Source organism: candidate division TA06 bacterium, from assembly GCA_004376575.1.
In the GTDB taxonomy this organism is placed as follows: Bacteria; Hydrothermota; DG-26; order E44-bin18; family E44-bin18; genus E44-bin18.
Genome location: SOJN01000130.1, coordinates 1 through 20338, shown reverse-complemented (window position 1 = coordinate 20338; position 20338 = coordinate 1). Strand labels below are relative to the sequence as shown.

Here is a 20338-nt window from a genome sequence, read left to right as displayed (position 1 = left end):
CTTTCTTCGATAGCTTGGCATCCAAAATGGGTATTTTTTCTGAAATTCGCAACGCATGACAGGTAAGAGAGTCTTGGTAGAGAGGTGTTAGGGTATGATGAGAGCTATCATAAGAATCAGCAAGAGTCTTTCTCTTCTTGTGGGCGTAATCGGGATAGTCTTAGCGCTCTTCTTTTTTGCCAAATCAAGAAAGTTCAAGGCACTCACGGCAACCATAGAGGCGAGTGCGTCAGTGCTGGAGGTGCCCGAGCCTGTCCCAGAACTGACTATTTTGTACAGAGGCAAGGAAATAGAAGAGCTTTATGTTCTCGTGCTTAAGATCAGGAATACCGGGAACCTGGACATAACCCCTAAGGACTTCTTCGGGACATTTCACTTCAATACAAATGCTAGCGTTGTGGACGCCAAGATCATAGAGACATATCCAGACAACCTTGGCGTCGCCCTTGAGGTAGTGGGACCAGAAAAGGTTGGTTTTACGAAGTCTCTGTTTAAGGTGGGAGAATGGTTCAAGGTGAAGGTTACTCTTTTGTCTGCTCCTCAGCTTGATTTCAGTATGAACAGGATAGCAGATTTGAAACGAATAGTAGTGGTTGAGTCCGCAAAACCACGTACGTTCCCAGCTCTGCTCAAGTACATTCTCCAGATCATAGGTGGTGGTCTCGCGGCGCTTTCGATTTTCATAGTAGCTGTGAACGTTATCCTTACCGTTCCTGCTTCGCGGACAAGGGCAAAAGAGGCATCGCTCAAGTCAAACATGCATACGGTCCAATTGGCAGTCGAGGACTTTTCTACCATGGCTGAAGGTCTCTACCCTGCTACAATCAACGCCACAGTTGCAGAGGTGCTTCGTGCTCAGGGACATGCCGCTCCTCCTTCCGCCACGCTGTCGATAGTAGAAGTCGGCGCTGGCGATCCGGCGACTGGCGTTCAGATTGCTGAGTCTGAAAATAGTCTACTGCCCTCTAGTTTTAGGAATCCGCTATATGGAGAGCGTAGCAAACCAGCGCTGGGAACTTGGACTGAGCGCCGTGTGCCGCAGTGGTCCGAGGAAACAGTTGGGATAGTATGGTATGTCCCCATTGGTGTAAAAGGGAAATCGGCAGCGGGCTATATGATTTACGGAGTCGGTGCCAAGCAGGCGCTGTCTCTTGTCCTGACATCCGGCAACTAGCCTCTTCTGCAATTGGGGTTAGATTACCTATTCTCAACCATGAATATGTTATCATCAGAAATGAGCATTTTTGTCCGGAATTCACAACCGCCAACAACTGTGAGAACGCGGAAATCATGGTGTTAGTCTTCAAGATTTATGGAGGTCAATACTCAGATTGGCAGGATCGACAAGCATGGGAACTCGAGATTCTCAGCCCTTGACAGTTAGGGAATCTCAATGAGCATGTTTATCTGAAATTCGCAACCCTTCACAAGAGGGATTTAGCATGGACAAAAAAGAGTCTGATATCCCTCTCAGTTTTGCTGGTCTTGCCACGTTTGTGGCTAGGTCTCCAATAGCAATCTCTATTGTGGCGACTGCACGTGACTTGGGAGTCGGCATCCCCGCCACGTCATCTGCCGCAGAGTTACTTACTGCTTGTAAGTTAGTTGGTATAAAGACAATTGGGGAACTGGGAAAAGAGCTTGTTTCTCTGAGGCCGGATGTAGAGCGATTCTTTACTGAGTTCTTCTTCAGGATTCGGAGGGGCGGAAGGGCAAGCGATGAGCATCTATTAGCAATGACCCTTGTTGGGGCAAATGGGCGAAAAGTGAACGAGGCTACCCTTGCCGAGGTAATTGAGTGGCCACAGGACTACGTCCACGATGTCCTTCTTGCTGCGAGAGTATTTGGGGAAGCCAAATAGCAAATACAGTGTTCTTGGCGACTCTAGGGATTCGTGATCACGGGGATGGAAGATTCACGGAGTTTTACGGGTTATCGTCCGAAATGAGCAATCTGTCCTAGATTCGCAACCCTTCACAGCCGAGTATTCTCGCGTGTTGAGAACCCTGTACAGTCAACCTTTAACAGGAGGAAGGCCGTGGCGGAGCGACTTTCAGTGAAATGGGGGGGTGCAAGCGGCGTTGAGTACAAGTACTGGATCTACCCAATCCCTGCCCGCTTGGACAAGGGACAAGACGGCAACTACATCTATTCGAAGCTTGTGAACGATATGTGGGAGCCCCTTTACATAGGCCAAGGGGACCTCGGTGATCGAGTGGACATCGACATTCATGACCAGAGCCGATGTCTAAAGTCCAAAGGTGCTACACATATCCATGCCCACAAGAACGCTCGAAAGGCAGACAGAATAGCCGAGGAAAAAGACCTGCTTCTAGAACATCCGGAGGCATATCAGCCAACTGGATGCAACGAGAAACCCGGAGGATGAATCGTTCACCTGTGGCGTGGAGGCTTCGGTGAACGCACGTGCGTCCACTGAAGCTCACCCTTGTCGGTAGCCAAGGTAGAGGAAACAACTACTTGTCGATGCTCAAGATTCGGAGACCACGATGTCCACATTCTAAGGTTCTGTGAGCACAGGTCTCTCCGGTTCTCAGGCCTCTACATGGGACTTATGAAAAAGCATTTTTGTCTGAAATTCGCAACTCTTTACAAAACAGAAAGGAATTGACATCAGGGTACAGGTTAGTAAAATGGTAATTACTGAGGGCGTTAAGGGTAAGAGCGGCGAAAGATGGGGCCAGCTCCTCTCAAGCGGGCATTTTGCCTGCGACTGTCAACCCTTTGCAGGAGGATGAACATGGCGAGGGCGTCACACTCGAATCCAAAGCGATTGGCAGCACCCAAAGCAGGAAGCATTCGTGTTGATGTGAAGATCAACATACTGCATACGATCGCAGACGCAATATACGCCACATCTGCAGGAAAGGTCCGTGAAGCCGTGGCGAACTCTCTGGATAACGGTGCTACGTGGGTCGTGATCGTCTTGGATCAGACAAATAGACGACTATCAATCTTGGACGACGGTACTGGGATCTCCGAAAAGCGTTTCAAAGAGATCTTCGAGAATATAGGCGCCAGTCTGTTTGATTATTCTAAGGAAACAAAGCTCTCCTATTTCGGCCTTGGTCTAATATCCATTTTCCAACTGGGTAAACGTGTCAAGCTTTTCACGAAGCCCAAGGGGTGCAAGCATCTCCTGTACTTAGAGATTGACTCTCAGTCTATCTTCAGCGAAGCGAACAAGGAAAGGAGTATCTCCGAACTGAGCGATTTCATTGGACCCTTGCGTCAAGCAGGTGAGAACGCAAGGCGGGAAGCATCGTTACAGGCTGTGAACAGTATTCTGGACAAGGAGAGTCCAGTGCCCTCCCCTGCCAGTTTCACGGAGATCATTATTGAAGACATGGACAAAGAAGTTGTTGAGGAAATCGGCAGTCGGGACTTCCAAATCGCACTCAGACAGCTGCTGCCTTTGCGCACTAAGCACACGGTGGATGAAACGGAGCCCTTCCTTAGTAGACTCACCGGCAAGAAGCGGAGCGAACTTGTCAAGCTCCTTCAGAACCCTGATTACTGCAAGACTGTGGATATCTACTACGGCGTCCAGGAGGAACTTGAGGATGCAAGCGAAATCACCCAGCTATGGAAGTATTTCCCCTTATTCAGTAGCCGGATCAAGTTTCCAAATCAGAACGTAAGGCTGGGGGTCTCTGACGACAAGAACTTCGCCTATTACGTCGTCTACACTGTTGCTGAAGACCTGCAACCGGACCATGAGAAAGATGAACGGGAGACTGGATTCTGGTTTAGAAACCAGAACTTCCTAGTCAAGAGCTCCGATTTCTTGGACAAGCCAGGTCCGGGACGAAGACCCGCAGGCACGATAGACAAGCCGTTGCGCAACTGGGTGTTCGGGGAGGTATTCCACCGAAATATGAACGAATTCCTTACTGTGAGCCGAAATGACTTGCTCTATAGCGACCCGAAATTCCTGGAATTTCGTGAGGTGTTTCTCAACGAGGTTGCCAGTCCCGTAAACAAAGCAATCCGTGAGATCTATGATAGACGGAAGCCGATTATCGATGACTTCATTACTCCCTTTACCAAAGTGGCAGACGGCGATGGCCCGATTGCCAAGGCCGAGAAAAGGTTACGAACTTTGCTTGGAAAAGATATGGAAGAACGGCAATTTACCAGGAAGGTCAAAGAGTACTTAGCGAAGTGCCGAGCGTCAGACATAGAAGACGAAGCTCTACGAGTGGACAGACTCATTGAACGGAAGGACAATCCCCTTGTCGTAGCGGAAGATGACAAATCAATTGTCACCGTAGTCCCCTCCCTCGCTACCAGAGCAGGGACGTATGAGGTCAGGCTGGATGCTTCCACGAATAAGGTCATTGTTGATGTATCTCCTACGCTCTTTGCCCCGAGGAAGATGTTATTTTTGGGTGATAGTTACGAAATCTTCTTCGTAGTCAAGAAAGATACTGATTATGGTATTAGCATCAATACGAAAGACAGACAGATATTCATCAATCCCTTTAACTGGGACCTGCAGCAATTCAGCATAAATGTCCTTGATGTGTATATCGCTCTCGAGGTTGCTGACGCAGTCTCGAAAGGCAAGCAAGATCTCAAACGGAATTTCCTGCGTTTGCTGGGAGTGATACCGTCTAAGACAGCCACATATGTCGCCCCCTTAGGCGACGATCTACGGCGCTCAGCAGCGTACAAGGCTTAGGGGAGTGCGGTGACCGTAAGACAGACGGGGCAGTTCGGAGACGCTCTCATTGTATTCGCTGATATCATTGGCTCCTCTAAGTACAGTGCCATCCTTGGCTACCAAGAATACGCAAAGAGGCTGATTGAATTCCAAGAGTTGTTTCGTTCACTGGGACGTCGCTACTTTCCGGAACCAGAAGACAAGACAGTTGATTACTGCCATGTCGATGCCCGGGCTGACGAAGGGATAGTCTTCGTTGCGTGTCCGCAAAAGGATCGGCAAGAGAAACAGGCACGCCTCGTAATGCGAGCAATCGAGTTCCTCTATCATTTGAAAGCTCGTCTGCGTTTTAGGAGCGCACCCGAGTCAGGCGATGCTCCACGTCGATTTGATGTAGGTGCAGGGGTTCATTGGGGACCTGTTGTCTTGACCATATCGAGAGAGAACAACCGATCCACCATTGCAGGCATGGAAGGATATGCCATCAACTATGCCAAGCGAGTTGAATCTTGCTCACGACAGGGGGAACACTCGGCGATTCTTCTTTCATCCGAGGCTTCCAAGTCCCTTGAATTCTATCCCATTGTCCTTAGTAGCCTACGTGGAGGCCTGAAGGGTATTGACGAGAATGTCGAACTATACGAGGTAGAATCGGGACTATTCGACCACTTGGAACTAAGGCAGGATGATGAGGACGATGGGCTACTCATCCGAGAGGCTGAACGGCTTTGCCGTGAGCCTATTAGCATAGATTCCCAATGGATCAAGGCGTTGACTGTGTCTGTGCTTGAATGCGAACTAACAGGGACCGACATTCCTGATGAAAGGAGAAGGTATCGTAATCTGCAGTACAAGATGGCTTGGCATAGTGCCAAAGAGCATGACCCCATACTCATTTACTTGAGAGGCCGTGAATGCCGTGAATCTAAGCAATGGAGTCGGGAGATCCGACACTACCGTGACATTCTTAAGAAGCATCCACACTTCGTTCACGCAAGGCTCCTGATGGTAAAGGCGTGCTGGAATCTAGCACAACAGCCTTCAGAGAAACAAGATATCTTATTCGTACGGGATATCGCAAAGGAGTTTCTGGAGAGGTATGATCATTTCTTGAACGATGAGGAACGCAAAGAGTTTAAGTCGTTGCTGGAGACCACTGCGAACCCAGACACAAAGAAGAGACACCAACAGGCCAAAGGGTCTGCAGGAAAATAGCTTCGAAGCAATAGGCCAACGGAATTATCGCTTGAGGCTTTTGTCGTACTCGTAGATACTGTACAGACGATCTACAAACTCCTTAGATGTCTTACCGTAGATTGAGTGAAAAGACCGACGACTCTCCGTAATCATGCCTTTGCGGTAGTAATAGAGAAGAGTAAGCTTCATGGCCCTCAGCAGTGCAGTGTTCCAATGAGGTCCCGGGAATTTCTTCCTTGACGGTATGGGCTGCCGGTACTCCATTGGGAAGGCAAGCACGCCTTTCCGATTCAGCAAACGAAGGCGATAATACAAGTCTTCTGGCGTATCATCGAAATTGTACAAAACGTAGACACGAATCTCCGCCTTGGGGTGCTGTTTGGCAATTGAGATCGCTTTGATTACATACTTCTCGACACCAACACTGTCAAACGCAAACCGAATCGGCCTGAGTTTGATGGCAGAGAGTTCTCTAGCGACAGCTTCATCGTAGAGACGAGCATCAAGCCCCTGGTTGAAATCCACAATCTTCCCGAGCCTGCGGAGTTTCTTAGCATCGTCAGAGAACCGTGGGGAGGCTAGCCAGTTATTGTCCCAGAATACTATGCGGGGGAAACCCGGATGAATATCCTTTTCCCAGTTCTCACGGACCTCGAAGACCGGTTCGTGGATTGCGACGCTACAGAATGGGCATTTCCTGGGGCATCCCCGGGATGCGAAAGTAATTGATGCATCCAAAGCACGTCCGAACGTAAGCGAATAGTCAGGACGGCACTTCTCCGCTCCCCGGATCAGGCCCACATGAGGCCGAATACCAGTCTCGGCTTCGACATGATCAGGTAGAAGAGAAGCAGCAACGCCACCGACCCTGACCCTTGCATCAGGAAATCGGTCGGTGTAAAAGCGAACGACCCTCACAACTTTGTCCAAATCCCAAGCAAAAAGAGTCGTTATGAAGATGGAGTCAGGTCTTGACAACCTCCGGGGAAGATTGGTCCCGACGATTCCGACCACCTTGCATCCGGGATAACGCTTCTTGAGCCATGTGGATATCTTCATCAACCCTAAAGGCGGATAACGAGTCTTGGCAAGTGGTTCAATAAGAAGGAACTCCCTGCCGGTCTTAGCCATGTCTGCCCTCCTCAGCCGTGACACATCCTTTCTTGCGTTCAGAATACTAAGCCGTCCACAACATGTCAAGCGACTAAATCTGGTGGGAATGCTGCCGACTCGGGCCGGCACGGACACCCAATTCCACATCCGTTTTGCCCACTATTCTCGAAAGAATGGTTCACGTTTTCATTCTGAATGAGCACGAGCCCCTCCCATTCTCACGCTTTTACACTATTCGGACGCTTTTGCAAGGGCCAACCAACATTTTGCAAGACAGAAGGAAGCATGATGTTCTTTTGACATTCCAAGTGCGGGCAGGTATAATCTGAACGGCCTGATGGCGGAGCCAGAATCCCTCTAAAACGGGGTGCATTTCCTGACCGATGAGAACCGACCAAAAAAGCCCTGACCCTGAGGATTCGAGTAGATTCCCACCGAGGAAGCTGCTCCGCCATAAAAGCCAACCTCGGGTGTCAGGGCATCTTTCTGTCGACATCAAGAAGAAAGAGGGTGGGGGAGGGATGGGTAGGCATGTCTATTGAGGCCGATGCCACGGCGATAGTCGAGAAGGATGGGCATACGCATATCATAAGGGCAAGACCTAGTCCGGCAGAACAGAATGACCCGATGGGACGACGGGCTTGTAGAGGGAAAAAAGACAGGGAAGAAAAGACCGTAGAGTAACGGGTTTCCTCTGCGGCAAGCGGAAGGAGGGTCTTATGACTGGTCAGAGTCTCCCAGGACTAGCCGCAAAATACAAGCGTTGCGCTGTCCTAATTCTTGACAGCGAGGAATATCCCATCGCATCGGGGGTCCTTGCGGAGGTCAGGACCAAACGGTGGTGTGTAATCACTAACAAGCATGTTCTATCTATCAGCCGACCTGTGCGTCTAAGTCTTAACTTCGTAGCTGGGGCACGGCATTGTGAGGCTCAGATTCTCACTTGGCATAGGGAACTGGATCTCGTAGCTATCACGCCTGTGGCGCCACTCCCAGATATTCCCTTGGCCGCCGTCGTGCAAAGAGATGAATTCTCGAAAGGTCCTGAGATTAAGGAGGGGCACCGGGTCTTCTATTGGGGCTACCCGCTTGGGTTAGGCCAAGAAGAATACGATTTTCCCGTGTTGCGCCGTGGTGTCATTGCGCAGGTCATACTCAATAGAGATACTTTTTTGCTAGATGGGTTTGCAAGCCAAGGAAGTAGTGGGTCGGCTGTCTATTCTGAACACACAGGCAAATTCCTTGGCCTAATATCCGGTTACGTGCAGGATTTCTTGTCTGTTTCTGTCGATAGGCAGCTCGAGGAGGCCACAATTGGAGCCAACTCAGGCCTCGGCGAGGTAATAAGAGCCTCAGGTGTGGAAGAAATGCTAGAGGCCTATGTCTGGAAGGATTTTCGGGAAAGACTTGCTCAGGCGTCCATACGACGAAAACCTATAAGAAAGCACTAAGAAATTGAGATTATCGCATTTATGGCAAATCTGAGAAAAAGACTCGTCTTTGAAGACAAGCTGAATATCTATCTCGCAGAATTGCTCTGTGGAAAAGGTGCAGTTGATGCTTGAGGCCGGGAGCAAACCGTGAAGCAAGAGACACCGGGGAAATCGTCTGGAAGGAAAGGCAGGCAAACGGGTAGGAGTTTGCCACTATTCGACAAGAAAGTAAAGCCCTACTCGGACACCTTCGGTGAGGCCTTGCGATCCTACTGCGACCAGATGCAAAGTGCTATCCGCAAGAAGCAGCATCATGACTAGCGGCGTCACCTTCTTCTGAATTTCCTCCGCCAAGGTCTCAACCTCGACCCGGTAGAGTTTGAGCTTGAGAAGAGGGTCAAAGCTGACACAATCAGAGGCCGGATTGACGCCATCTTCAAGGAGTTGATCCTAGAGGTCAAGCCGGACCTTGAGCGGGAACGTGTCGACGCACTTGAGGAACTCAAGAAGTACTTCGAATCTCGGGAGCACCCTAATTACCATGTAGGTTTGGTTACTGATGGGCTGAACTTCGAGGTTTATATCTATGAGAATCAAGCCGCACGTCAGATCCGGAGTTTCGTCTTTGAAGCCGAATCACCTTTGGCCGCATTCCAGCATCTTGACCAGCTCTTTTTCACTGCAAGGCGTTTGCCACCAAGCTCCGGCGACATCGTTGACCGTTTTGGTCCATATAGCACCACGTACAATGTGATCCGCCGATCTCTCCTGGCCGCATTTGGCACTGTGCAGAACGAAAGCTCGGTCAAGGTCAAGTTCAGGGAATGGGTTGCTAGCGAAAGTATATGGGAGCGAGATCGGTGATGAAGCCCTCTTCGTCACACATACCTACCTTGCTATGCTCTCCCGAGCCATCGTGACGATGGCACTTTTCCCTAGGGCTAGGCATACGCCGAAGATGTTTCGGGGCATTGTCAATGGAGATTTCTTCAAGGAACGGAATCTCGCCAACCTTGCTGAAACGGACTTTTTCGCATGGGCGCTCGACACCAGCGCAGAGCAGACTCTACTGGAAAACATCAGAGGTATTCTCACATGTCTTGGGGTGTATGACTTCGACAAACTCGACGGCGACATCCTCAAAGAACTCTATGAAGCCCTGGTGGATCCGGAGTCCCGCCACACCTTGGGTCAACACTACACACCCGACTGGCTGGCCGAACTCATTCTGGACAAGATCAACTACACAGGCGGACGCCTGCTGGACCCAGCCTGTGGCTCTGGCACTTTCCTCTACGCTGCTGTCCGACGGCTTCGACGAATGGGCAAGGTGTCCAAGAGAAAACTGGTCAAGACAATTACCGAAGACATCATTGGAATTGACATCCACCCGTTTGCTGTTCTCATGGCCAAGGCTAACCTGCTTCTGAGCCTCAAAGAGGAAGTTGCCGCCTATCCACATGGAAAACTGGGGACGGAGCTTGGCATTTTGACTTTTTCCTTCGCCGACTTGCGCCAAAGCTTTGCTGGCGGACATCTGGGCCTAAGCTCCAACTTCTACGAAGATGTGGTCGCAGTTTGCGACCACCCGGTCAACGCACAAATGTGTTTGACTGCGCAAACGTAGCGTGCGTATACCGAACTATCTAATCCGATATCCTGACAGATTCCTGCAGTCTATGTTGGTTCCGCGCTTTATCACTCTGGTCAAAGGAACCTCCCCACATTCGCGGACGGTTGTCAAATTCTTTCGCAACAGTGACCGAGGTATATATTGGTGATGATTTGGCACAAATCTGGCACAGCCCTTTCAGGCGTCGGAACTGTCAAACTGTCAAACACCGTCCCCAGGTCCTCCCGTAGACGGGCCTGTCCTTCGCGACATCAGAAGGCGCCGTCCACAGAGCGCGAGCACCCACCGCCTGCGACTGTGCCCTCCGAAGATAATCTGAGTTCGGAGTACGCTGTCACACGGCAACCCCGAGAATGACTGCTACCTATAGGTAGTCGACTTATAGGTAGCCCTTTGAGTAATATGAGTATCCCACGAGTAGGAGACGGCACATGGCTGAAATAAACGAGAGGGTGGGTCATAAGATACGGCGACTGCGCCGGGAAATGGGATGGTCTCAGGAGCAGCTTGCATTTGAAGCTGGCCTTCACAGAGCCTACATCGGACAAATAGAGAGAGGAGAAAAAGACATCGGTTTAAAGAACCTCGAGAAGATAGCCAAGGCACTCGATGTTCCGACAAACCATTTACTTGAGAGCAATTGAACAGAGGGGGCATTGTGATCCGAATCACAAGAATACCGATTCCGGATTGGGCGTACGAAGCGGCTCGTCAAATATGTAGTGCCAGGCAGAGAAGATACCGACACCAGTTCATCACCGCAAAACTAAAGGAGATAGCAGGCGATGACGAGATATTGAAGAAAGACATTGAGGGCGTCTACGGGTATCTCGGGGACATATGCGCTTGTTCGTGGCTCCACATCGATCCAAAGGAGGAGCTCCGAGCAATGGTTCTGGACACAAACCTGCTGACCCATCGAGACGAATATGATGTTTTGTATAGAGGATGGCGCCTGGATATCAAGACAGAGATCTACCCTGACGAAAAGTTCGAAAGAGCTATTAGAAAAAAGCTCGACGTAAAGGAGACCTACGGGTGCCGCTTAATAAACATCAACCACTTTCTGGAGAACTCTGCAACAGTAGACGGCTACATCTTCTCAACACTTGACAACAACCACCCAGGCGTGGCCAAAAACTGGATACCCATCGGATGGATATACAAGGACGACGTGACAAAGATATGTCCTGAGCCTATGGGATGGTCCCCCAGCGGGGCCCGTCTCTGGACAAAGGCATATGCCATTCCCAACTCTGAGTTGCACGAACTAGACGAACTTGAGAATATTTCGAAAAAACCGAATGCCTCAGAGAACTCTCGACTTTGTACGGAGCAAAGAATCAAGTCCGTTGATGCCGCAAAATATGAGGCGCTCGTGGAACAACTGGGCATAGACTAGATGAGCTTTCCCTCCCCTTGGCAGAAAAGGGCTATCAACCATTCGAAGGGTCACATGCACATTGTGTCCTGCGCTGGCTCGGGCAAGACCGAAACCCTGTCAGCAAGGATAGTACGATTGCTAACATCTGGAGTGAGGCCTGAGGAGATCGTTGCATTTACGTTCACAGAAAGAGCAGCCGACGAGATGCTACGCCGAATAAGGACAAAGGCAGAATCTGCTGTCAAAAAGGACCCCGCCCGCTCTTCTATATATTTCGACCTCCCACGGTTGCGTTGCTCAACGATGCATTCTTTTTGCTTCCATTTGCTCCGTGATGTAGAACCGCGATTCAACACTTACGAAATCTTCACAGAGCACCAAGAATATGCCCTAATCCTACGCTGTGGCGTGTCACTCGGCCTAAGCGGTAGCAAATCCTCACTTAAATACAATAATGATATCGGCATAACTGTCAAGGACGAGATAGAGGTTTTTCTGGCCTCATTGGATGTGATATACAACGAGCTCATTGACGATACCATCCTGTTGCAGAAGTGCCCCAAGTTCCTTCAAGCATATCAGAAGTACAGGGCGCTGCTGGATAGACAAAGAATCATCTCATTCGGATTGATTATCAGAGAAGCAGTAGAACATCTGGAGCCCAGACAAATTGAGAATCACCCGCTCAGACACATCAAGTATCTATTTGTAGATGAATACCAAGACACAAATACAGCCCAGGAACACTTGATTGAGCAGTTCGCAAGAGTAGGAGCGGAAATATGTGTGGTGGGAGATGATGATCAATGCATCTATCAATGGCGAGGAAGCAATGTTGACAATTTCTTGAATTTCTCGAAAAAGTATAAGGCAGAGGTATACGAACTGCCGGAAAACAGAAGATGTCAACCTATGATATTTGAAGCTTCTAGAAGCATAGCAAGCAACATAAGAAAGCGTAAGAAGAAGACGATGGTCTCCGAAACCACATGCCCGCCGCTAGGCATTGCTAGACTGAGGGCCAAAGACGACCAACACGAGGCAAGGCTCATAGTAAAAGAAATCAAATCATTGCTCTCAAAGACGGATGACAAGAAGTACTCACGCCAGGAAATAGCAATTCTGTTGAGATCCGTTGCTACAAGCGCCCAGCATATACTGGCCGAGCTTTCCAAGCAAGATATTGCCTTCAGAGTGATAGGCTCAACAGCGTTGCTTGAACGGCCTGGGGTCGACGTAATCGCTAGGCTATTCTTTGCGTGGGCCGAGGTTAACGGTGTTGGTCCTGGAGCTACTGATGGCACATCGTGGAGAGAGGAATTCAGCCAATCTCTGGAGGATTTCGTACGAACCTACCTACCTTCTAGGGCCAGTAAATTGCGTGAAATAGAACAACAAGTCCTGGAACTCGGTCGACAAACCGCCGCGTCTAAGCGCCCGGATGTCGTCAAGGCTCTCACCCAGATCCTTGCTGAGATAGGAGTTAATCAAATCAATCCAGATACTGGTCAAAATCCTGGCCTGCTGTGCGATATTGGCTCGATGACGAATCTCGTAACAGACGTCCAAGCCGCATTCTTGAGAAACCTTGCTGAATGCGGTTTCGGTGATGGAACTACCTTGATCAATGACATAGCGTGGTTCATCGTCAGATATGCGTCTTCCGAATACGAGGCCAACCTAGATTTTGATCCTTCGCTTGTCGATGCTGTATCCGTATGCACGGTACATCAGACAAAGGGTCTTCAGTGGCCGGTAGTGATAATACCTTCCCTTGTGGAAGGGAGATTTCCACCAGAAGGCCGAGGCAATCCGCGATTCATCCCTGGATCCATTTATCCGCAGAAGAGATATGATGTTAGGTTTATCGAGGACGAAGACCCAGAGAGACGCCTCTTCTATGTTGCAGTCACGAGGGCAAGGGAACGCCTAATCCTGAGCGACTTTGAGAAAATCAAGAGGTCGCGCCAACCATCACCTTTTTACAATGACATACCTCAGCATTGCTTCAAAGGAACTGATAAAGGCTTTGTGAGGCCAGAAGTACACAGCAAAAGCGAACAAGTGACTGATATTACATGCTCTGAACTGGTCGACTATGTCAGATGCCCCCACTTCTACAGACTCCGACGAATGTGGGATTGGAGGTATCAACTACCTGAAGAATTAGGGTACGCAATAAGCCTGCACCATCTAGCCAACATGGCAGCCAGAAACTGCAGAGAGATTCGCAAAACACCGGCTAGATTGGATGAGCTTGTTGACAGGGAATTCCATATGCCTTACGCGCCCCATTCTCTCCAGAACAGGATGAAAGAACGAGCCAAGGTTGCTATACGCAGTTTCCACACAGCGTTTAGGGACGACCTCGAGAGAGTCCGTATGGCTGAGGAAGACTTAGTATTTACGTGGGGAGGAGTTAGGATCAACTGTCGACCTGACCTCATAATTGATTTGGGCGACAGCAAGAAATGGGTCATTGATCTGAAAAACATCAAGAGCTTCAAGCCACAGCCTCATCAACAGTTCCAAATACGTGCCTACGCCCTAGGCCTAGAATCAATGGGCCTAAACACAACCAGGGGTAGTTTCTACAATTTCGATGATGGAACGACAAGAGATGTTGCGGTTGACCCCGATAGCCTGAGACAAGCAGAGAGAGTTCTCACAGAGGTGATCGAGGGTATAAAGAGCAAAGTCTACATCGGAAAGAGGGAGCCTGGATGCACGGACTGCGACTACGGGGAAATCTGTTTCTATCTCGCCGCCAACTAGAAAAGCTTTCTTTGTTTCCGGTTCCTGTGTCTCGGGCTCTGTCATTGGTGCACCCAGCCATTAATATCTTGCCGGTTTGAGTTGGGCAAGGTGCTTGGCTTTTTTCACAGCATGTCACCGACATTGAATTTTCTGGCGCAAATCTCGCACAAGAGACGCGACGGCCTGAACTGTGGCATAATATGGACAAAATGGTTCTGTATCATGCCCAGACACAGGAGTACAAGCAAGCTGTGTTGGGATATTCCGTGGAGCATGAAACTTCCGGAGTCAAGGTCGTGAAGGAGGCGTTCCTCCAAGGATTTCTGGCCGGACAGAGCACGGCTACCAACGGCCGTGTAGCACTCTGCGTAGGTTTTAGGAACTCGAGAATATCGGGAAGAATAGAATGCGAGGAGCTCATCTGAAGGGGATCTTCGAGCTTTCTCAGCAAGGAGGTGTCAGTCAGGACCCCTGGGAGCCTAGCACAGAGTGCCGGTGATTAAGCACGCCCCAGCGCGCTGTCACACCTGTGTCAGTACATTCATACTCGCACTCATTCATGGTTGCCCTTCAAGATGTGTCTAATTTTCAGAATGCCGTATCGAAAACGTGGCATTGACAGGCCCCCTGTAGTAATGCATAATCAGACAGACACAGGCAATGTGGCCTCTGTGCCCACGAGTTCAGTTTGCCTAGCCAGGAGTTGCAGTCTTTACAGCAGACTATGGCCGAAGATCCGCCCTACGTTGAACGAGATGGGGATATTCTGCTGTGTGCCCCGCGAACGAAGAAGAGTATGACAACCGGGTTTGCACCAAAAGGAGGTCGGGATTTTTCCAATCTATTCTGGTCTAATCTCATCCTGCGATAGCTTAGGAAGGGGCGCATGGAGCAACCCATAGATGCTCTACTGCAAGGTGATGCATACACCGTCCTCAGGGATTTCCCAGACAACTCGGTCAATCTTATCGTTACAAGCCCACCCTATTGGAATGCCAAGGACTACAGAATCGAAGGCCAAATAGGTCAAACAGATTACAAGACTTACCTCGGGGACTTGCTGAAGGTCTGGGAGGAGTCCGAGAGGATACTGGTGCCAAACGGCAAACTATGTATTAACACACCGATGATGCCAGTATCCAAGAGTATAATAAATGACTACCATACAAGATTCCTACAGAACATCAACAATGATGTCGAGCATACCATACTGAGGAATACTGCTCTGCAAAGATTCAGTCTCTACATCTGGGAGAAGCAAACCAGTGTCAAAATGTTCGGTAGCTATCCTTACCCTCCGAACCTCTACGAGGACAACACCATTGAATTCATCAACGTATTCGTGAAGCCAGGGAGTCCCAAGAAACTGAATAAAACGGTCAAGGAAAGGAGCAGGTTGAGTATGTCCGAATGGCTCAATCTGACAAAACAGATATGGTGTTTATACCCCGAAGATGTTGGCCGAAAGAAAGGGCATCCCGCCCCGTTTCCCCTTAGGCTTGCGGCACGCCTAATATCGATGTATACGTTTAGAAAGTGTACTGAGGCCGGCTTTCCTGGAGATATTGTCCTTGACATGTTTGTTGGGACGGGTGCCACGTGCGTGTCTGCAAAGATCCTGGAGAGGCGATTTGTGGGCATAGACATCAATCCGAAGTTCTTGGAGGTTGCCGAACGGAGACTCAAGGAAGCTAATGCCCTAGTGGGCCGACCTCCCTTTTCTCTGATGGACGACCAGAAAAAATGGAGCAAATACCGGGAAGAAAGAGAAAAGCAGTTGGGTTTACAGTGGAAAGAACAATGAGAATTCCAGACCGATTGGACAAATACAAGGAATTCTACACACAAGACCTAGATTACTGGTACGTCCCAAAGAGGCTTACTGTCAAAAAGGAGAACTGGGGAACCCTTAGAGAGGCACTTGCCGTCTTCAAGGAACTAGAGAATGAAAACTTCACAGAATGTGAAGCTCTCATAGGCGAACAGTTCAGGACCAGAGGTATAGATGTTCCATATGAGGGCGCCGTGCACGATGCGGCAAATGCGAGGATGATGAAGCAGCCTCTGGAACAACTGGGCCTGCTCTACGTAAGCATCTCTGGAGACACAGAAATCACGGAAGTTGGCGAGGAATTCCTTAGGTCAGAGCAGGAAGATGATTGGCAGAAACTCATTGAAAAACAACTGCACAAGTGGCAATTCGCGAATCCTACTATCGGCAGACACACTGCAACAGATACTTCTCAGATGAGACTATTTGGTGGGGGACTTGCGAGGTCTTCGGGTGGGCGAGCGGTCTTAACCAGAGGATTCAGTCAGCATTCGACGATCGCGCTGTTTCCATATCGCTTTTTGATAAAAGTCCTCCTGGGTCTCCAAGACCACAGAGTGTCAACAAAGGAATATGTATTATTCGTTGTTCGAGCGAAGAAGGAGAATGACCTAAACACTGTTATCGGCCTAATAAAGGAATTTAGAGAGCTACCATCCGTAGGCAAGGGAGCATTCACAGAGGACCTAAAGAGTTCTCCCTTCAAAGACCTAGAATACAGAGGTAGACCGCTGTACATGTATGGAAGAATCATGCGAAATGCCCCGTATTCAAGAAGCTTCTTGAGCAACGGTATGTTGGTCGAATGCACCGACAATGCGTATATTCAGCTCATGCAACCTGACACTGCCTTTAGATGTGTTGCCGATGATTCAAAGTACATCGAGTACTTAAATGATGAAGACTGGATGCTAAACTATGGAAGCCTGGAACAGGCTCCGTCGTTTCTGGCTGCGGTCAGGTACTATGAAGATGTCGGAGAGTATAGCAAAGCAGCTGAGGTCGTCCGTGTTGTGGATGAAGAGATTACCGACCGTGAGCTCAAAGACAAGGTAAAAAAGGAAATCCGCGAGTACTTTGGTGTAGAGAATGAAAAATCAGCTATTGAGATACTTCTGGAAGAGAAAGACATAGAGGACTATTTTGAAAGAAATGTAAGAAAAGTGTCTCGAGACCTCGAGCTTCTGGATTACAACGGTAACCATAGACAGGTTGACCTCCCTTTAACAGGATGGAATGTGGACCTCCTTGCCAAGGACCCGAACGGGAACATAGTTGTGATCGAGCTTAAGAGAAGAAAGGGAGATGATGCTGCCATAGGGCAGATCCTTCGTTACATGGGCTGGTTTGTTGAGCACGAGGTCTCCACCGGAAACTATGCAGGTGTAAGGGGAGTGATCATCGCAAATGAGGAGACCGAGAAGCTGCGCTATGCGATTAAGGGAATCGATTATGCGAAGAAGGATTATGTAGTATTCAGACAATTCACTATTGCCCAACAGCAATAAGAGGCTGAACCCGGCACACAACCTGCAAAGCTTCTTGGTGCCCTCGGTTGCAGCAGACGTGAGACACGGATCCCAGACTAGCTCGACTGATACGGTGTCTCGCCGGTACCCACAAAACTAGACAGGCCTATTGTATAGCACTGCCGGTGGCAGAACAGAACGCGATGGACATTGTGCTCGGTGCCCTCCGAACACTCGAAGGATCCATGACTCCACAGTTTGACAGTTCTATTCCAGTTTGCGCGTTCGAGCCTTTGCCCTTTTGTACAACTAACCCAGTGAGTGGTGCTTCAACGACTGAAACGGCGAGTAACGCACAATCTCCGTATACGCCAAGCCTGCTCTCTCCTTCAGTAATACCAGCAGCTCAGCTCTCAGTCTCGTTCCTGGCCTGCCACGTTTGTGACCTTGCCCGCATAACTTCTCTCGTCCTCTGTTGGAATACCCCAACAGCCCAATCATACAGATACTGTGCCCGAAAGGATGGAGTGATGTTTCTCGACAAACTGCGTTCAGAGTTTGTGGTCCAGGTTAATTACATATATTGCCAAATATTGTTACAGAAACAGAAACTTCGAACGTTTTTTCGCTCGACAAAATCTGTAGAGACCTTATAATTCTAGTTGCATATCAGTAACTGGATGTTGATTGAGAGATAGGTCTTTGAAAGTCTAACTTCTGCGATTCACTTGCATAGAAAAACCCAGGAAAGGCCAAGTGCATCGCCCCCGTGATGGGGGTGCTCGATTGCTCCTAAGACCTTTCCTGGGTAGTCACGGTTCCTTCGGGTTCTGTGGCTGGGCAATTGCAGTGCCCCTTTTTTTGCCCCCAATTAGGTGACACTTATTGCCCCACAAATAACGGGAAAAAGGAGGTGAGATTTAGGACGCGTGGTTGTGCCCGCTCGTCTGGGCACAAGATAGGGACAACCTAGGACCCCATTTGAAGGGAGGGATGAGAGATGGGTCAGACTAATGGCAAGAAGAGGAAACTTGGAGTCAAGGGAATTGTCATATTGGCCAGTATTGGAGGTCTGGTGGTGTTCTTCGTTATGGTGCTCCCTTTTGTGCTTATTCTAAGATCCCCAATACAGGTTGAAACCAAGTCTCCGCCTCGACGCACCGTAGAGACGAAACCCAAAAGAGCACCCCAGCCAGAACCTATTCCTTTTGAGCGCCGCGTAGAACAGGAAGTAGACAGAGCGATTCCCGGTCCCGTGACAGTCAAAGTAGATGGCGGAATGGTGAAGGTGGTGTATTCGAAGAAATCGATATGGAATACAACAGCGCTGCTTTGGGACGTGGCGAGAAACACGTGCAAGGTGTGCAAGATATTGTTTGAGCATCCGGAGGTCCAGAGCGTATGGATTTCAGTAACGACCCTCTTCACTGACAAAGATGGGCTCAATCAGAGGGAGGAGGTGGCAGCCACGATAGTGTTTACAAGAGAAACCGCTTCCAAAGTCTCCTGGAGGAAACTTCAGCTCGATACCGTGCCAATGAACGCCTATCACCTAGTATTCGATGTCGCAGATGACTACTACCTTCATCCTGTCGTTGTCAGAGGGCTAGCGTCAGAGAAGTAGACTTACATTGGAGGAAGAAATGGAATTTCCCGTAGAGGAAACTAGAAGACAACTTCTGTCATGGGTCGAGTCGGAGGAATTGCTCCTGGGTGGGAACGGAGATTCTCCCTTGCGCCAATTCAAGGAAAGAGCGAAGGCCTGCCGCGATCTCAAAGCGCTCACGGACTTGGAACTTGAACTGTGGCGGTCTGTCGGATATGAGAGGCTGGCTCTTGGCAGTCTCAGAAGGGCTGGCGAGCTTATCTTCGAAGGTCTCGGTCGCCCTGTTTGTCCAGATGCGATTCAAGAGGTTTTCAAATTCGTCGATGCTTTCACGATCATGCCGAGCTCCAGGAAACCAGGGATGTGGGTACTGATGAAGAAGGTGGAAGAAGGTATGACGTTGCTAGGCTATGATACACAGGTAATTTCGCAAGCTGAATACATCCTGGAACGGGCATTCAGAGAGGGAAAACTCGATCATGTCCTCGCCACCCAGTAGCGCAATGAAATCCGTGTAACTAGGTAAGAACGGAGCAAAACCTTTTCGCAGACTCAAAAAAAGGAGGACACCATGAGGACATTCATCGGCCTTCTTAGTTTGCTGTCAGTGCTTGCCGTATCGACTGCCGATGCCGCGAAGTTGAGCTACAAGCAGATTCAGAAGGCTCAGCGTCAGCTCGAGGGAATGATGGTCGCTATAGATGAGCCAGCTGAATGCAGAATTTTCTGGGATGAGAAGGACAAGGCGTACCGCATCGTAATAAAGGAACCAGATCAGCGTTCTGAGGGGTGGCCAGCCTTCTTCTTTGTCACAGCAGCATTCGTCGTCGGAAAGTATACGGCTACAACGGGCTGGAAGAGCAGCTCCGCAACTCTCATAGCTAGACGAGACTCGACCGGCACTAGCATCAGAGAAATCACGACTAAGGACTGCAGACAGGCGGTCGGTCTCCTTACAGCAGCAGGCAAAGAAGTCAGCAAGAGAAATTATGGAAAGATCCCGTGGGATGACTGCTTGGACGAGGCAATGGGGTTTGCCGCCATGCACATAACAGAGCCTTTCACTGACCTGGAGATGATCGGAGCGACAGAACGTAAACAGCTCAAAGCGGCGGAGTTTCTGGCCGAGCACCTGAAAGAACCGTGAGACCCTTTTTGCTGCCCTAGCTCTACCGTTCTTCACACCGCAACTCTCACCGTGGGCAAGCTCTGAAGATGCCTATATGA

General features: G+C 49.5%; 18 protein-coding genes. 17 read left to right on the top strand and 1 reads right to left on the bottom strand.

The window, feature by feature from the left end; all coding sequences use genetic code 11:
- The first annotated feature begins 94 nt into the window (after nucleotides 1–94).
- From E3J62_10850 to E3J62_10830, 5 genes are all read left to right on the top strand, one after another.
- Nucleotides 95–1174 (top strand): hypothetical protein, encoded by a 1080-nt coding sequence (locus tag E3J62_10850; protein TET44301.1) that lies wholly within the window; start codon nucleotides 95–97, stop codon nucleotides 1172–1174.
- A 268-nt stretch (nucleotides 1175–1442) separates the two neighbouring features.
- Nucleotides 1443–1862: a hypothetical protein gene (locus E3J62_10845; GenBank protein TET44300.1), complete on the top strand. Its 420-nt coding sequence runs from the start codon at nucleotides 1443–1445 to the stop codon at nucleotides 1860–1862.
- A 177-nt stretch (nucleotides 1863–2039) separates the two neighbouring features.
- Nucleotides 2040–2390 (top strand): hypothetical protein, encoded by a 351-nt coding sequence (locus E3J62_10840; protein TET44299.1) that lies wholly within the window; start codon nucleotides 2040–2042, stop codon nucleotides 2388–2390.
- 306 nt (nucleotides 2391–2696) lie between these two features.
- Nucleotides 2697–4706 carry a hypothetical protein gene (locus E3J62_10835; protein ID TET44298.1) on the top strand — a complete coding sequence of 670 codons (2010 nt, stop codon included), beginning with the start codon at nucleotides 2697–2699 and terminating at the stop codon, nucleotides 4704–4706.
- Nucleotides 4707–4715: 9 nt separating this feature from the next.
- The gene (locus E3J62_10830) at nucleotides 4716–5903 is read left to right on the top strand and encodes an adenylate/guanylate cyclase domain-containing protein (protein ID TET44297.1); all 1188 of its coding nucleotides are present in this window, start codon (nucleotides 4716–4718) and stop codon (nucleotides 5901–5903) included.
- 24 nt (nucleotides 5904–5927) lie between these two features.
- Here the strand turns inward: E3J62_10830 and E3J62_10825 are convergent, their stop codons facing one another.
- A complete protein-coding gene (locus tag E3J62_10825) occupies nucleotides 5928–7016 on the bottom strand; it encodes a hypothetical protein (GenBank protein ID TET44296.1) in 1089 nt (362 codons plus the stop codon).
- Nucleotides 7017–7717: 701 nt separating this feature from the next.
- On the opposite strand from E3J62_10825, the gene E3J62_10820 reads away from it, so the two are divergent.
- The 12 genes from E3J62_10820 (at nucleotide 7718) to E3J62_10765 (ending at nucleotide 20258) form a co-directional block, all read left to right on the top strand.
- Nucleotides 7718–8449 carry a serine protease gene (locus E3J62_10820; GenBank protein TET44295.1) on the top strand — a complete coding sequence of 244 codons (732 nt, stop codon included), beginning with the start codon at nucleotides 7718–7720 and terminating at the stop codon, nucleotides 8447–8449.
- 426 nt (nucleotides 8450–8875) lie between these two features.
- Nucleotides 8876–9295, top strand: coding sequence for a hypothetical protein (locus tag E3J62_10815; GenBank protein TET44294.1), 420 nt, complete (start codon nucleotides 8876–8878; stop codon nucleotides 9293–9295).
- On the top strand, nucleotides 9261–10058 hold the full coding sequence (locus tag E3J62_10810) for a hypothetical protein (GenBank protein ID TET44293.1): 798 nt from the start codon (nucleotides 9261–9263) through the stop codon (nucleotides 10056–10058). The genes E3J62_10815 and E3J62_10810 overlap by 35 nt, the downstream gene beginning before the upstream one ends.
- Nucleotides 10059–10495: 437 nt before the next feature.
- Complete coding sequence (locus E3J62_10805; GenBank protein ID TET44292.1) at nucleotides 10496–10708, top strand: XRE family transcriptional regulator; 213 nt, start codon at nucleotides 10496–10498, stop codon at nucleotides 10706–10708.
- Nucleotides 10709–10722: 14 nt separating this feature from the next.
- Complete coding sequence (locus E3J62_10800) at nucleotides 10723–11466, top strand: hypothetical protein (protein TET44291.1); 744 nt, start codon at nucleotides 10723–10725, stop codon at nucleotides 11464–11466.
- The gene (locus E3J62_10795) at nucleotides 11467–14223 is read left to right on the top strand and encodes an ATP-dependent helicase (protein ID TET44290.1); all 2757 of its coding nucleotides are present in this window, start codon (nucleotides 11467–11469) and stop codon (nucleotides 14221–14223) included.
- Nucleotides 14224–14405: 182 nt separating this feature from the next.
- The gene (locus E3J62_10790; GenBank protein ID TET44289.1) at nucleotides 14406–14630 is read left to right on the top strand and encodes a hypothetical protein; all 225 of its coding nucleotides are present in this window, start codon (nucleotides 14406–14408) and stop codon (nucleotides 14628–14630) included.
- A gap of 461 nt (nucleotides 14631–15091) precedes the next feature.
- The gene (locus tag E3J62_10785; protein ID TET44288.1) at nucleotides 15092–16009 is read left to right on the top strand and encodes a site-specific DNA-methyltransferase; all 918 of its coding nucleotides are present in this window, start codon (nucleotides 15092–15094) and stop codon (nucleotides 16007–16009) included.
- Nucleotides 15949–17544, top strand: coding sequence for a DUF91 domain-containing protein (locus tag E3J62_10780; protein ID TET44287.1), 1596 nt, complete (start codon nucleotides 15949–15951; stop codon nucleotides 17542–17544). Before E3J62_10785 ends, E3J62_10780 begins: the two co-directional genes overlap by 61 nt.
- A 961-nt stretch (nucleotides 17545–18505) precedes the next feature.
- On the top strand, nucleotides 18506–19129 hold the full coding sequence (locus E3J62_10775; protein ID TET44286.1) for a hypothetical protein: 624 nt from the start codon (nucleotides 18506–18508) through the stop codon (nucleotides 19127–19129).
- Nucleotides 19130–19148: 19 nt separating this feature from the next.
- On the top strand, nucleotides 19149–19610 hold the full coding sequence (locus tag E3J62_10770; protein ID TET44285.1) for a hypothetical protein: 462 nt from the start codon (nucleotides 19149–19151) through the stop codon (nucleotides 19608–19610).
- A 72-nt stretch (nucleotides 19611–19682) separates the two neighbouring features.
- Nucleotides 19683–20258, top strand: a complete 576-nt coding sequence (locus E3J62_10765) for a hypothetical protein (GenBank protein TET44284.1) — start codon at nucleotides 19683–19685, stop codon at nucleotides 20256–20258.
- Nucleotides 20259–20338 lie beyond the last annotated feature (80 nt).